The 14,719-nt window shown below is 60.9% G+C and carries 9 protein-coding genes; 4 read left to right on the top strand and 5 right to left on the bottom strand.

From position 1 onward, the window contains the following. Positions 1-14: 14 nt before the first annotated feature. The gene (locus GJU83_RS10540) at positions 15-3,182 is read right to left on the bottom strand and encodes an efflux RND transporter permease subunit (RefSeq protein WP_153634288.1); all 3,168 of its coding nucleotides are present in this window, start codon (positions 3,180-3,182) and stop codon (positions 15-17) included. After that, positions 3,179-4,417 (bottom strand): efflux RND transporter periplasmic adaptor subunit, encoded by a 1,239-nt coding sequence (locus GJU83_RS10535; RefSeq protein WP_153634287.1) that lies wholly within the window; start codon positions 4,415-4,417, stop codon positions 3,179-3,181. The genes GJU83_RS10540 and GJU83_RS10535 overlap by 4 nt, the downstream gene beginning before the upstream one ends. A 152-nt stretch (positions 4,418-4,569) precedes the next feature. On the opposite strand from GJU83_RS10535, the gene GJU83_RS10530 reads away from it, so the two are divergent. Continuing rightward, a complete protein-coding gene (locus GJU83_RS10530) occupies positions 4,570-5,019 on the top strand; it encodes a potassium channel family protein (protein ID WP_136630730.1) in 450 nt (149 codons plus the stop codon). Between the two features lie 83 nt (positions 5,020-5,102). Next, positions 5,103-6,212 carry a GGDEF domain-containing protein gene (locus GJU83_RS10525; RefSeq protein ID WP_228715172.1) on the top strand — a complete coding sequence of 370 codons (1,110 nt, stop codon included), beginning with the start codon at positions 5,103-5,105 and terminating at the stop codon, positions 6,210-6,212. A 10-nt stretch (positions 6,213-6,222) separates the two neighbouring features. Here GJU83_RS10525 and GJU83_RS10520 read toward each other — a convergent pair whose 3' ends face one another. From GJU83_RS10520 to GJU83_RS10510, 3 genes are all read right to left on the bottom strand, one after another. Then, the gene (locus GJU83_RS10520) at positions 6,223-9,444 is read right to left on the bottom strand and encodes an efflux RND transporter permease subunit (RefSeq protein WP_153634286.1); all 3,222 of its coding nucleotides are present in this window, start codon (positions 9,442-9,444) and stop codon (positions 6,223-6,225) included. After that, positions 9,441-10,493: an efflux RND transporter periplasmic adaptor subunit gene (locus tag GJU83_RS10515; RefSeq protein WP_153634285.1), complete on the bottom strand. Its 1,053-nt coding sequence runs from the start codon at positions 10,491-10,493 to the stop codon at positions 9,441-9,443. Before GJU83_RS10515 ends, GJU83_RS10520 begins: the two co-directional genes overlap by 4 nt. A 175-nt stretch (positions 10,494-10,668) precedes the next feature. Then, positions 10,669-12,678, bottom strand: a complete 2,010-nt coding sequence (locus tag GJU83_RS10510; RefSeq protein WP_228715171.1) for a TonB-dependent receptor domain-containing protein — start codon at positions 12,676-12,678, stop codon at positions 10,669-10,671. A gap of 138 nt (positions 12,679-12,816) precedes the next feature. Between GJU83_RS10510 and GJU83_RS10505 the strand changes: the two genes are divergently transcribed. Both GJU83_RS10505 and GJU83_RS10500 read left to right on the top strand, forming a co-directional pair. After that, complete coding sequence (locus GJU83_RS10505; protein WP_069182638.1) at positions 12,817-14,088, top strand: sensor histidine kinase; 1,272 nt, start codon at positions 12,817-12,819, stop codon at positions 14,086-14,088. Further along, positions 14,085-14,615: a response regulator transcription factor gene (locus tag GJU83_RS10500; protein WP_069182637.1), complete on the top strand. Its 531-nt coding sequence runs from the start codon at positions 14,085-14,087 to the stop codon at positions 14,613-14,615. Before GJU83_RS10505 ends, GJU83_RS10500 begins: the two co-directional genes overlap by 4 nt. Positions 14,616-14,719 lie beyond the last annotated feature (104 nt).

Genomic DNA, 14,719 nt, shown 5'->3' with positions numbered 1-14,719 from the left:
TCAGAGCCAGGTGGTCAATCCGCCGCTCCGATAGGATCAGCATAGGTTCCGTGCCGGCGCGCACGCCACTCGCGGAACTGCTCCAGCCAGGACAGCAACGCCGGTATGACCAACAGGACCAGCAAAGTCGATAGCCCGAGGCCAAAGGCAATAGAGGTGGCCATGGGGATCAGGAACTGGGCCTGCAGGGACGTTTCGAACATCAACGGCAGCAGCCCGCCGATGGTGGTCAGGGAAGTCAACATAACCGCACGAACCCGCTGTACCGCGGCCTCGTTAAGCGCATCGGTGATTCCCAGACCCTTTTTCCGCTGCTGGTTGTAGAAAGCTACGAGGATGATGGCGTTATTGACCACAATCCCGGAAAGACCAAACAACCCGAAGAGGGAAAGAATGGTCAGTTGCAGCCCCATCAGCCAGTGCCCCAGCAACGCGCCCACGAGGGCGAACGGGATGATGGCCATAACGATCAGCGGCAGGCTCCAGGAGGCAAACACCCACGCAAGCACCACGTACATCAGCGCCAACCCGATAACCAGTCCGGTTTGCATGTCTCCCAGGGTCTCCCTCTGGTCGGCCGCACGGCCCTCGAAGCTGTAACGCACATTGTAGCGACTGGCGATATCCGGCAGTGCGTCTGCTTCAAGGCTGGTCAGAATCTGGTCGGTGGTGCTGACCCGGGTGTTCAGCCCAGAGGTGACTTCAACCGCCAACCGGCCCTCGGCGTGTCGCAGGGCCTGGAAGCCCTGACGGTGGTCCAGGTTCATGACCTGGGTCAGGGGTACAAAGCGACCGTCCGGCACCCGCACGGTGATACGGGAAAGCGTCGACAAGCGCTCCCGCTGATCCTTGGGCAGTTGCACGCGAACTTCGACTTCATCCCGGCCATCCTGGTAGATCTGGGCGATCCGGCCGTCGAAGGCAGCCCTTAGCTGGCGCCCGAGATCGGAGGTGGTCAATCCGAGTGCCTCGCCATAGGCGCTGACCTGGTAAAGCAGCTGTTCCCTGCCCCAGGGCATGTCATCCTCAACGTCCAGCACACCGGGCAGCGTCGAGAGCGCCTGCCCCAGTTCATCCGCGGCACGCTTCAGATTCTCCGCGTTGTCGCCGGTCAAACGCACATTCACATCCCGGCCCGGCGGCCCGGCCTGACGTTCGGAAATCGTCAGATTGTCCAGCCCGGCCGGTGTCTCCAGCCGGCTGCGCCACTCCGTGATGAATTCCGGGTTACGAACCGAGCGGCGGTCGGAGGGCACCAGTTCGATCATCATCGAACCCAGTTCATCGCCGCTACGGGAACTGCCCTCGGCACCCTGGGTTGCGCCCCGGGTGGTCACTGCATGCAAAATGAAATCACCGCCAAGCGCCTCTTCGGTCTCGTTGAGCGTTCGCTGCATCTGGGTCAGGAACTCCTCAACGGTGCCGCGATCCGTGCCGGCCACAAAGCTGGCATTGGCGTAGAAGACCGAAGGCTCCGGTGTTGGGAAAAAGTTGAATCCGAGCCGGCCACCGGCCAGCAGACCGACCGTTACGATCGCCAGGGCCACCGCGCTCGCCACGGTAGCGCCCCGGTGCTCCAGGCTATACCGTGAGAACCGGCGAAACCGGCCTTCCCGGAAACGGTCGAAACGCTGCTCGAAACCCCGCCGGAAGCGCTCCACGGGACCCGGTGCTTTTGGCTCGGGTTCTGTCTCTCCCGCTTTTTTCTTGCGTCTGGGCACGAAGGCATGACGCAAGTGCGCCGGCAATACGATGAAACACTCAAGCAGGGACGCGACCAGAACACATATCATCACCAGCGGAATATCGCCCAGGATATTGCCAATGACACCGCCCACCACGAGCAGGGGCATGAAGGCCGCAACCGTCGTGAGAGACGAGGCCAGCACGGGCCACACCATACGCTTGGCTGCCCCTTCCGAGGCGTAGATGGACTCCTCGCCCATGCGGGAGTGGGCGTCGGCATCCTCGCCCACCACAATGGCATCGTCGACGATCACCCCCAACGCCATGATCAGGGCGAACAGGGAAATCATGTTGATGGAACCCCCAATCAGCCAGAGAACCGCCATGGCCGCCAGGAACGCCGTCGGAATACCCACAGCCACCCACATGGCAACCCGACCGGGGAGAAACAGGTAAAGCAGGCACACCACCAGAACCAGGCCACCCAGCCCGTTGTTCACCAGCAGGGAAATACGATCGTCCAGAAGCTGCCAGGTCTCGTCGTACACCTCCAGCTTTACCGTTGGCGGCAGCACCGGCCGGGTATCGGCCAGCCAGGTTTCCAGTACCTGGGCCGCTGCCAGCGAATTGCCGTTCTCCGATCGCTGCAACTGCAGCTCAACCGCCGGCTTGCCGTCCTTCTCGAGGGTCACCTGGCTCTCGCGGGCTTCCTGCCGGATAATCGCCACATCGCCCAGATTGAGCTGGATCCGCTCACCACTGAGCACCGGAATGTTCTCGAACTCCTGGGGGCTTCGGCGCTGTTCCACGGCCCGCAGTTCCCGGGTGGCATCCTGCTGCGCCATCATGCCGGCAGGCAGGTCCCGGGAGATGGCGGCCACGCGCTCGGCAATCTGCTCCAGTGACAGCCCCAGTGCTTCCAGCCGCTCAACCGGCACATCAATGCTGATCTGCTGCTCCGGCAAGCCGCGGATCGAAACCCGGTCAATACCACGCTGGAGCAGTTCATCTTCAAAACGGTAGGCCATCTGCCGCAGCTCACTGCGGTCCACATCGCCGTACACAAGCAACCGGGCCACTGGCTCGTAGCGTTCAATGCGGGTTACCTGGGGTTCCTCCGCCTCCGCCGGGAAATTGGTGAATTCATCCACCTGCTGGCGTACGTCATCCAGGGCCTGGATCGGATTGGTGCCTTCTTCGAATTCGAGGGTTATGGAGGAAACCCCCTGGGCCGAGGTCGAGGTCATTTTTTTCAGGCCATCGACGCTGCGCAGGCGCTGCTCCAGAGGGTTGGTAATGCCCTGCTCCACGTCTTCGGCGGACGCACCACTCCAGACCACCCGGACACTGACCACGTCCAGGGCAAAGGTGGGGAAGAACTGGATGTTCATGCGAGTCAGAGCCAGCACACCACCGAGCAGCATCACCAGCATGACCAGGTTGGCAGCAACCCGGTGATGAACGAAAAAGCCGATGACGCCTTTTTTCCGCCTCATTGCGATGCCACTCCGGAATCTGCCACATCCACCTTGAGGCCGGTGACAGCGTTGGGCAGATGCGTCGTAATCAGTTGCGCGCCAGATACCAGGGCTTCACCGGATACCAGCAGACGGCGCTCACCATTGCTGCCCCGGGCCTCGCCAATACGTTCTATTCGGGCGCGCTGCATCCGGCCGTCTGAAGACACCAGGTAAACGCTGTCGGCGCCATAAAGAGCACTGAACGGAATCGACACGGTATTGCTCCGTGCCGCCCGTTCAAGCGTGACGGGCATTAAACCGCCCGGACGGATCCCACGGGGATCCCCCTGCAGTTCGAGAATGGCTTCGGTTCCGGACGGATCACTGGTTCCGGCAAAGCGGGCAAGCTGAAACCGGTGCTGATCTCCGGCACTGGTGGCAATCAGTGTTTCCCCCCGCTGCAGGGCATCCAGAAGTTCGTTCCGGAACATCTCCGGCACCCTGGCCCTGAGTTCCAGACCATCAACGGGGTACAGCGATAACAGAGGTTCATTACGACTGACCTGGTCACCTTCGGCCACCCGGATGTCGGTCACCATACCGTCAAAAGGCGCCGTCATCCGGGCCCGCTCGGCATCCCGTCGGGTGCTGAGCAGATTTGCCTCTGCCTGGGCGAGTTTCGCCTGAAGGCTCTGCAGCCGCGCCGGATGCTCTTCGATTGCCAGTTGCCTGGCATTTACCGTCAGCTCTGCTCTGGCCGCGGCGTCCGTGGCCGCTTCCAGCGCCTCGCGGGAAGCCAGGTTGCGATTCACCAACGACCGGGTACGCTCCAGCTGCCGCCGGGCGTTTTCCAGAATGGCCTGTTCGCTGGCCAGCGCCGTCTGATCATTCCGGTACCGGACCTGCTCCGACCGGATCTGGGCTTCAAGGTCTTTGACCTGTGCTTCGGCCTGGGCCAGCGCAGGCTGGATATCGGCATCGTCCAGTGCCACCAGAAGCTCGCCCTCCTTGACCCGCTGCCCCTCGGTCACGGGCCGCGTACCGATTCGACCGGCCAGGGTTGCTGTCACCGTCAGTTGCTCCGGGGCCAGTACTTCGCCATACAGGGGCAGCACCGGGGTATGCGTGCCCGGCTCAATTTCCTGAACCTGGACACGCCAACTGCGCTCGGTGGCACTGACCTCTGCAGGCTCCGGGCGGGTCATTTTGAGAATCATGAAACCGGCGATACCGACGGCGAGAATCAACAGGGGAATCAGTCTTTTGGACATTACTTGCAGGCCAGCTAAGGTAAATAAAGCCCATTGGGCTGTCGGGTTCAGACTACTATACAATCAGGGCTCGTTTTCGGATCGGACAAGCCGAATTCCTGCGTCAATTTTACGCAGTGTTTTTTCAGTCATGGCAACGGAGAGCATCATTGTTGGCAGCAGAACATCATGTCAATCTCCTCAACGCAACGCTCATTAACGGGCTGATCGTTGCCGTTGTGGTGCTGATCCATCACGAAGTGCTCCTGAATCTAAGCAGTCTTCTGTCGAGAATGCGCCAGAGTCACCGTTTCCGACTGATCGCTGCCGTCTTCGGCATTCTTGCCGCGCACACCCTCCAGGTGTGGATCTTTGCCAGTGCCTTCTATTTCATGCACCACGCCGAGGGCTGGGGCCATTTAACCGGTAATTTCAGCGGCAGCATCCTGGACTGCGCCTACTTTTCCTTCACCACCTTCACGACTCTTGGCTACGGCGATATCGAACCTTTCGGTATTCTGCGCTTTCTCACCGGCATAGAGGCGCTGGCCGGACTGGTTCTGATCACCTGGAGCGCCTCGTTCCTGTTCGTGGAAATGCAACGCTACTGGCCGACTCGTTGAGGAACCTCCACACCTTAGACTTTAGTAGAAGATGGGCGGCTATACTGCCGGATTTCTGATCTAATGGCCGGAGCTTGCAGCATGTGGAACCTCTTTATACATATCACTCCAGCGCGCCGGATGCCCAGACCGAACCCATGGAAAGCTATACGGAATCACAGAAGCACCTTGCCCGTCCGTACCGCAAGGCCGTGTTGAAAACGCTGCTGATTCTGACCGCCGTCAGTGGCCTGCTTTTCTTTACGCTTAACATGCAGAGAGGGAATTATCCCCTGGCCTTTGCCGAGATTGGCATGGCGTGCTACTCGGTTTTCATTTTCTGGGCAATCGGGAACACCAAACACCTGGAACGATGGATCCTGGCGTTTATCCTGCCCTTTTGCATCACCATGATGTTCGCGCTCACGTCTCCCCGGGCGACAACAACCGTATTCGCCTGGGTTCTGTTAATTCCCATCCTTTCTCACCTTCTGATGGGGCGGCGGCTGGGTCTTCTGGTATCCGCCGTGTTCATGGTTACGGCGGCAGTGATTTTCTTCTTCAAATTCCACGATGCGCCGGAGCTGATGCAGCCGCTTCCGATTGCCAACATGGGGCTGATGTCCCTGACCATTCTGGCCTTCTCCCATATTTACGAGATCACCCGGGAGCAATCCGAATCCCGCCTACTGAAAATGGCCCAGACCGATGCGCTGACGGGTCTCGCCAACCGGGCACGCCTGAGCGACGTTTTCGAGCAGGAGCGCAAGCGCAGCCTCCGCAACGGAACCCCGCTGTCCATGCTGGTGCTGGACCTGGACCACTTCAAACAGGTCAATGATCAACATGGTCACGAGGCGGGCGACCGGGCGCTCAGGCATGTTGCCGGCACACTGCGGGCATCGCTGAGAGCAACCGATCTTGCCACACGACTGGGCGGTGAAGAGTTCGCCATTCTGCTCACCAACACCACCGCAGACCAGGCTCATCGGGTGGCCGAAAAGATCCGGAATGAGATCGAGTCAAACCCCGTGTCCTATCAGGACCAAGCCATCAGGCTCACCATCAGCGGCGGCATTGCCCAGTTTGGTCCGGACGGCGCCGACCTTCGCAGCCTGATCGGCCGTGCCGACGAGTACCTCTATAACGCCAAGGACGCGGGGCGGAACCGGATCATCAGTTCCGACAGCGTCCTGGTGCCATGCCAGGCGTAAACACCCCGCGTCACACCCACTTGCAGCGCGCCAGGGTGTAATACAGCAGGGGCACCACCAGCACGGTCAGTAACGTGGACATGGCCAGACCGAACACCAGGGATATCGCCAGGCCGTTGAAAATCGGATCGTTCAGGATGAAGTAAGCCCCCACCATCGCCGAAATCGCCGTCAGGGCGATGGGCTTGATGCGCACCGCGCCGGCCAGGACCACCGCTTCGTCCAGTTCGACACCCTCCTCGATCAACTGCCGAATAAACACCACCAACAGGATGGAATTGCGCACGATGATGCCGGCCAGGGCAATCATGCCGATCATGCTGGTGGCGGTAAATTCCCGCCCCAGAAGGGCATGGCCGGGCATGATGCCGATCATCGTCAGGGGAATGGGCGCCATGATCACCAGCGGCAGAATATAGGAGCGGAACTGGGCCACCAGCAACACGAAGATCATGAACACGCCCACGCTGTAGGCGGCGCCCATATCCCGGAAGGTCTCGTAAGTAATCTGCCATTCACCGTCCCATTTCAGAGTGCCTTTTTCCGGCAACGGGGGCTGATCGATGAAATACTGCTCTGGCGCTCCCTCCTGCTGGTTCAGGCGCTCCACCATGGCAAACATGCCGTACAGCGGCGAATCGACCTCTCCTGCCATATCCGCCGTCACGTAGGTCACCGGCAGCAAATCCTTGTGGTAAATCGCGCCCATCCAGTCGGCCTCGCGAACGTCGGCAATACTCGCCAGCGGGACGAGGTTGCCATCACGACTTCGCACGTTCAGGGATAACAATACCGAGGGCTGGGCCTTGTCACCTTCGCTCAGAATCACACGAATTGGAACAGGGTACTTGGCATGGTCATCGTGCAGGAAGCTGACACTGGTACCGCCCAGGGCCGTCTGGAGGGCACCGACCACCTGGGCCTGGGACACGCCAAGCCTTGCCGCGCGGGCCCGATCCACAACCACTTCCCATTGTCGTGTGGGCGCTTCTAGCGTGGTATCGATATCCACCAGGCCATCCACCTCGCTCATGCCCTCGGCCACCTGGCGGGCCAGTTCCGCCCGGCGGGTTTCATCCACCGCGTAGATCTCCGCCACCACCGGTGACAACACCGGCGGACCGGGCGGCACCTCGACAATCTTGACGCTGGCGCCGTACTGCTTACCGATTTCGGTCAGCGGCCCCCGCAGGGACTGGGCAATGGCGTGGGACTGACGTTCCCGGCGCTCCTCATGAATAAGATTGACCTGGATATCGCCGTGGTAAGGGTCGCCACGCAGGTAGTATTGCCTGACCAGACCGTTGAAATTGATCGGCGACGCGGTGCCGGCGTAGGTCTGCCAGTTGGCCACCTCATCCACCGTTTCCAGATAGCTGCCCATTTCCATCAACACCCGCTGGGTCTGCTCCATGGGCGTGCGCTCGGGCATATCCACCACCACCTGCAACTCGGACTTGTTGTCGAACGGCAGCATCTTCAGGATCACCGCCTGGAACACCGGCAGCGAGGTGGAGGCCAGGGTCAGGCCCACCACACCCAGCGCCAGCAAACGGCGTCGCCAGGGATGATCACCCAGGAACGGCCCGAGCACTGTCCGGAAAATTCGCAGGGATACTGGACTGACACCATCGGCAGAGCTAGAAGCCTCCTCGGCTTCCGCCGCCTGCTCACCCTTCTTGTGCTTGAGCAACCGGAAGGCCAGCCAGGGCGCCACCACAAAGGCAACAATCTGGGACAGCACCATACCGGCCGAGGCGTTGATCGGAATCGGGCTCATGTAAGGGCCCATCAGGCCACTGACAAAGGCCATCGGAATCAGCGCCGCCATGATAGTGAGGCTGGCCATAATGGTGGGGGTGCCCACCTCGTCCACGGCAACGGGAATAATGTCCTTCACCGCCCGCCGGGTGTTTTGGATCCGCCGGTTGATGTTCTCGGTGATCACGATGCCGTCGTCCACCAGAATGCCGATGGAGAAGATCAGCGCAAACAGGGAGACGCGGTTCAGGGTGAAACCCCAGGCCCAGGAGAACACCAGGGTCAGAAGCAGGGTGATCAGCACCGCAATGCCGACAATCAGCGCCTGGCGCCAGCCCATGGCCGCCAGCACCAGCAACACAACGCAGAGGGTGGCGGAGATCAGATCGGTTATCAGTTTGCGGGCTTTCTGGGAAGCGGTCACACCATAGTCCCGGGTTACCAGAACCTCCACGGATTCCGGCAGGGCCCGGTTGCGCAGCTGCGCCAGACGCTCTTCAATGGCCGTGGTAACGTTGATGGCGTTCTCGCCCGGTTTCTTGGCGATGGCCAGGGTCACCGCCGGGTAAACCTCACCGGGCCGGCCGGCCTCGTGGGCCGGCCCGAATCCGGCCATCACGCTCTGGTCCACCACGGTGCCACCGCGGCTGACATCCGCCACATCTTCCAGGTACACCGCTGCGCCGTTGTACATACCCACCACCAGGCGCCGGACATCCTCCACGGTTTCCAGAAGCGTTCCGGCCTGGACAGGTATCGACAGGTTGTCCCGGGTAATCCGGGCCTCCTGGCTGCTGGTGTTGGCCGCCGCCAGGGCGTTACGGATATCGTCGATGGTGAGATTGAACCCCGCCAGCAACGCCGGATCGAACCGGATATCCACGCGATCCGGAATGCCACCGGTGGTATAGACATCCCGGGTACCGGGAACCCGTTTCAGGGCGACTTCCAGCATGTGCGCCAGGCGGGTCAGTTCCTCACCCGTATGGCCGTTGACCGGATCGTAGAGGGTCAGGGTCATCACCGGCACATCATCGATGCCCTTGGGCTTGATCACCGGCTGGGTCGCGCCCAGGTTTGGCGGCAGCCAGTCCTGGTTGGAGTACACCTGGTTGTACAGCCGCACCAGGGCTTCCTGCCGTGGAATACCCACCTCGAACTGCACCGTGATCACCGCCTGGCCCTGGCGGGATAACGAATAGACGTGTTCGACGCCTTTGATCTCACTCATCACCTGTTCGGCGGGCGTGGCAATCGCGCTTTCCACCTCCCGGGTACTGGCGCCGGGAAAGGCCACCATGATATCGGCCATGGTGACGTCAATCTGGGGCTCTTCTTCTTTGGGCGTAACCACCACGGCCAGGATGCCCAGAATAATTGCCAGAATGGCCAGCAGCGGTGTCAGATGGTTGTTCTGGAAAACCCGGGCGATGGCACCGGATGGACCAACGGGCGGCAGATCACGGCTCACGGGTTCGACTCCTCGCCCGTTCTTTCAAGCGGATTCAGGCGCTCGCTGCCCACCAGTACAGACGGGTTTGTGACTACCCGCTCGCCCTCGCTCAGGCCCGCAAGAATCTCCAGCCGGCCATTGTCTCGCGCCCCGGTGCGAACCTGCCTCAGCCTGGGCTGATCCTGATCATCGAGCACAAATACCGCCCTGAGTTCACTGCGTTGAATCAGGCTGCTGAACGGAACCCACAGGGCCTCCCGGGTGGCAACCGGCACGCTGACTTTCACCAGCATGCCGGGAAACAGGGAACCGTTGGGCTCACTCAGGCGCATGCGCAGGCGGAAAGTATGGGTTTGCGGATTCGCATAGGGATAGAAAGTCATTTCACCGGTTTCCAGCACCCGGCCGTCGGCCAGGGTAACCTGGGCCTGACGCTCCGTACGCGCCAGTTCGGCGTATTTCTGGGGCAGATCGACGACAACCCGAAGCTGTTCCAGAGACAAGCCACTGAGCAGCGGCTGGCCGGGATTGACCGCTTCGCCAACCTCAACGTGGCGTTCGGTCAGGATGCCGCCATAGGGCGCCACCACACGGGTATAGGAAAGCTGCTCCTGCGCCTCGGAAACGGCGGCACTGGCGCGCTCTACCCGGGCCCGGGCAGCGGCCAGGTTGTTGCGGGCCTGATCGAACTCCTGCCGGGATACCAGCCCCCGTTCGTGGACTGCCTCAATCCGGTTAAACCGCTGGCGTGCGTCCACCAGTGCTGCCTCGGCCTCTTCCAGCCCGGCTTGTGCCTGGCGCAAACGGGATCGCTGCTCACTGTCCTCCAGCTGGACAATCAGCTCACCGGCGGTCACGGAATCATCCACATCGAAGGGAAGGCTCTGGACAGTGCCACTGGTCTGGGCAGAGACGGTACTTTGCTGTACGGCCTCAATGACGCCATCGAGATGGATCGTTTCACGGAGAGTGACTCGTTCCACAACCTCGTAATCCGGTTGAGCCGTTGCCCACGCAGGCATGAGCGCCAACACAATCACATTGAAAAAGCGTCCCGCCGGATGCATACAGCCACCTTGTTTTGGTTATAAGCATATTCTTTAATTAAAAAGAAGTTTAACAGGCTGAGGCAGGGCTTACATTGAGCAGGAACAAAAAAGCCCCGGGTGGAGGAGTTGGATCCACCCGGGGCATCAATGTCACCCGCCAGCTATGAGAAACGGGTAACCGCCATACAAGGTCTTACCACCTGGCTGTCAGTGCGGCACGCAGGGTCCGGCCAGGCTCATTTACTCTTACGGCTTCGGGATTAAATGGATCAGTGTTGGCCCGACTGACGTGAGGTGCCCAGGTATTGTCGAACAGGTTATCCACGGCCCAGGTGACACTCAGATAGTCTGCAAGAGGGTGACTGCCGGACAGGTTCAGCACGCCATAACCCGGTGACGTGCCGGGATCCTGACCGGATTCCAGATCCACGCGATCCTGGCGGCGGGCCAGCACCCACTCCAGTTCAAGGGCATGGCCCATGCGCTGCCAGCCGAGGGTCTGAACAAACTGCACCGGCGGAATCTGCGGCAGCGGTTGGTTATCGTCGCGATTTTCACCCCGAACCGATGCCAGGCTGCTGTTGGTGTTCCAGGTGCCATTGCTCCACCCAAGCTGTGCTTCAACGCCCATCAGGCGCGCATCAATATTGCGGTAGACGCTGACCTGGTCAGCATTACGAGTACGCAGGACAAAATCATTCACCTGATCCACCCACACGGCCGGGCGCCAGTTCCAGCCGTTACTCCGGCCGGGCATCGCGAGTTCCAGCTTGCGGTGGGTCTCAGGGTCCAGTGCAGGGTTGCCCACCCAGCGCCTGGACGGGTCCATGTTGTTCCAGCTGGCAATGTAACGCTCCGTCACGCCCGGGCTGCGGACGCTGTGGCTGGCCGTAACCACCATCGACTGGACCGAAGAGAATCGCCAATCGCTGCTGACAAAACCGCTGAAATTATCATCGGCAACATCGGTGTTCGTGGTGCCGTAGATCGACTCGTAGGCGTCGGCCGCGGACATGGCCATCATGCCACTGCCGAACACATCATCGGCTGCCGCTGCAGACATTTCCACGCGGTCGTACCGCACGCCACCGCCAAGCTTCAATTCGGGAGTTACCCGGTAGAAGCGCTCGGCAAAGAGGCCGAAGCGGTCTCGATCCACGTCGGGCCAGAGTACGGAGGTGAGCACATCAAGATTGGCTCCGCCGAACCGTTCGGCGTACCAGTTATTGGTCTCAATATCGGCGCCAATGGCCCAGTCTGTTCGGGCATCCGGGCTCTGATCCAGGGTCAGGCGCAAGCCCCGGGTTTCGGTCTCGGAATCCGTCAGCATTTTCATCATGGATTCACGGAGACTGAAGTTATCCATGATGTGGTCGACATCCGCCTGCCAGGCCAGCAGGTTCCAGTTGCCGTTCGCCACCGGAGAACCAAGCTCCAGGCGCATGATGTCGGTATCGGTTTTCGGCGCATCCATGCCGGAGCCGGCGTATTTGACATCCCGCTCTTCCTGCCGGCTCACCAGACCCTTGATGAAGAAACCATTATCCGCCTTCCACGCCGCATCCAGGCGAGCCTCGGAGTTCTTGTAGGCGCTGCGGACCTCGTTGCCGTCGCCGTCCTCGTAATCGTCCGCCTCGTCGTATCCCCCTGCGAGGCGAAGCCAGGCACTGTCGCTACCCACTGCGACACTGCCATTGACCAGCTTGCCATTGCCGTTGTCTGTGCCACCCACGGTGAGATGACCCGTCGCGCCTGAACCGTCAAACACGGGCGCGACCGTGGTCGCAACCACCTGGCCGCCGGAAATAGGGCCCCAGCGCAGGGTCTGGTTACTGGTGCGCACTTCCAGCAAGGGCGCCAGCGCCGAACTCAGACGACTGGTGGGCGGGTCCATGCGATTCGGGCAGGCGCCTTCAACGCGAACGCCGTCCAGAAGCACATCCACCCGCTCCTGACTCTGGCCCCGGATAACCGGCTCCAGCCCGCGTCCACCCATTCGGGAAAGAGACACTGAGGGATTGGCAGACAAACGTTCGACCGGTTCTGGAGCCAACTGGCTCGACGCTTCTTCATTGCTTTGCCCTTCGGTCACCCGGATCACGGGTAGCTCGGGTGAAATCTCCTGGGCCATCACCCCGGCGGGCAGTGAAACCAATCCCGCAGCACACAATCCGATAAAACGCGCTCCAATTACCGTCGCCATACAACCTTGTCCTGACCAGCTCAGATAGTTGGCGCCAATCATAAAGGTCAGCCGGCGCTTGCGCCTGAGACCAAATGCCGCATCCCCTCGGAGGTATTACCGCGTATCCCGGCGTAAAAAGCGGCTAGAATGCCCGGTATGGAATGGCTGACCCACTCACAGACCGGATTTCAACAAACTGCCCGCTATCTGCTGGGCATGCGTTTGACTATTGTTGCGCTGCAGCTGATTTCGATCGCCGTGGCAGAAACCATGGTCACGCTGGCCCATCGTGCCGAAGCGGTTATCCTGCTAATGGCATACGGCGTTCTGGCAACCCTGGCCTGGCTCTGGTTTACCCGACGCCCGCCCCGCTCGACCCGGGTCGTCAGCCTGGTGCTCATCGTCGATCTGCTGATGATCGGAGCTTGGCTTTACCTGACGGGCGGCTACACCAATCCTCTGGTCTCCCTGCTGTTGTTGCCCATCGCCGTTGCCATTGTGCTGGTGCCAATGGGCCAGAGTATTGCCGTCACCGTTGCCGGGGTGGCGGTCTATACCTCACTGGTGATCTGGCATACGCCGGTGACCCATGAACATCACAGCGCCAACCTCGCCCAGTTGCACCTGGTAGGCATGTGGGTCACCTTCGCCACAACCGCCGCCATCCTGCTACTGGTTGTCGGCGCTCTCGCCCGACGTTTGCGCCAGCAACAGGCCCAGCTTGCGCAGATACGCGAGACACGGCTTCGGGATGAGCAGATCATCGCCCTGGGGCTTTCCGCCGCGGCCGTCGCCCATCGCCTGGGCACACCGCTGAACACCATGACGTTGTTGGTGGACGAAATGAAATCCGCCGTTCCGGGGGGTGCGCCAATGGCAGACGATCTTGCGCTGATGGAGAGTCAACTGGGTCTTTGCAGTGCCCACCTGCAACAATTGTCGAGGGCTGCCGTTGAGGCCAAGACCGCGCAACTGGAAACCCTGGCCGCCCGGGACTGGGTCGCACGCCTTCGGGAATCAGCCACTCTCCTCTGGCCGGGTGCCCCCATTCAATGGCGACAGCCGGTACCGGACTCCCCGGTTGCCGTGGACGCCACCCTCGATCAGGCCGTGCTCAATGTGTTGGCCAACGCGGTGACAGCCAGCCCGTCCTGGGTCGCCGTGTCCGCCCGGGAAAGTGCCGACGGCCTGATGGAACTGGTTGTCGAGGACCACGGCGACGGTCTGGAATCCACCCCGGAAGGTACGCTCGGGGAGAGGGTGGTCAGTTCAGAGAACGGGCTGGGAGTTGGCCTTTTCCTCTCCAACGCTACCATCCAGCGTCTTGGCGGTAACCTGAAAGCCCGCGGCAGCGCCGAAGGCACCACCGTCATCATTGAGCTGCCAATAGCGTCAGCGACCAACAGCCCATGGGGAGAACAGGCGTGAGCAAACAACAGGCTTGGCTACTGATTGATGACGACGACGCTTTTTTGCAAGTGCTTCAGCGTTCACTTGCCCGCCAGGGTATTGAGGCCCAGCTTGCCCACGGGCACCAGGAGGCAAAAAACGCTCTGCTGAACGGAACGTTTCACCGCTGCGTTCTGGATCTGAACCTGGCCGGTGAGAGCGGACTGCAACTGCTACCGGAATTGCTGGACCTGCATCCGGATCTCGAAATACTGGTGCTCACCGGTTACGGCAGTATCGCCACGGCGGTCGAGGCCATGCGCCGGGGCGCGGTGAACTATCTGTGCAAACCTGTAACGGTCAACCAGTTGCTGGCCGGATTCGAGCCGATCGATGCACCACCCGATCTCCGGGCGGAGCCGCCTTCAGTCGAGGAAATGGAGTGGGAGCATATCCAGCGGGTTCTCAACGAGAACGAGGGCAACGTCTCTGCCACGGCCCGGGCTCTGAACATGCACCGCCGCACCCTGCAACGCAAACTCCAGAAACACTCGCGCTGGCGCTGACCCATAGGTAATTGGCGCAAAACTGACATCTATCAACTCATCCAGACCATTTACCCATGGCTTTTCAGGTCTATTCCGGTAGCATGCCCTGACACTTACGACAG

It is taken from the genome of Marinobacter salsuginis (assembly GCF_009617755.1).
Classification (GTDB): Bacteria; Pseudomonadota; Gammaproteobacteria; order Pseudomonadales; family Oleiphilaceae; genus Marinobacter; species Marinobacter salsuginis.
The sequence above is the reverse complement of the archived record's forward strand: the minus strand, read 5'-3'. Positions and strand labels throughout refer to the sequence as shown.

Excerpts from the sequence above, each read along its gene's own strand:
- GJU83_RS10540 (WP_153634288.1), bottom strand. The coding sequence starts at position 3,182 with ATGAGGCGGAAAAAAGGCGTCATCGGCTTTTTCGTTCATCACCGGGTT.
- GJU83_RS10535 (WP_153634287.1), bottom strand. The coding sequence starts at position 4,417 with ATGTCCAAAAGACTGATTCCCCTGTTGATTCTCGCCGTCGGTATCGCC.
- GJU83_RS10515 (WP_153634285.1), bottom strand. The coding sequence starts at position 10,493 with ATGCATCCGGCGGGACGCTTTTTCAATGTGATTGTGTTGGCGCTCATG.
- GJU83_RS10510 (WP_228715171.1), bottom strand. The coding sequence starts at position 12,678 with ATGGCGACGGTAATTGGAGCGCGTTTTATCGGATTGTGTGCTGCGGGA.
- GJU83_RS10505 (WP_069182638.1), top strand. The coding sequence starts at position 12,817 with ATGGAATGGCTGACCCACTCACAGACCGGATTTCAACAAACTGCCCGC.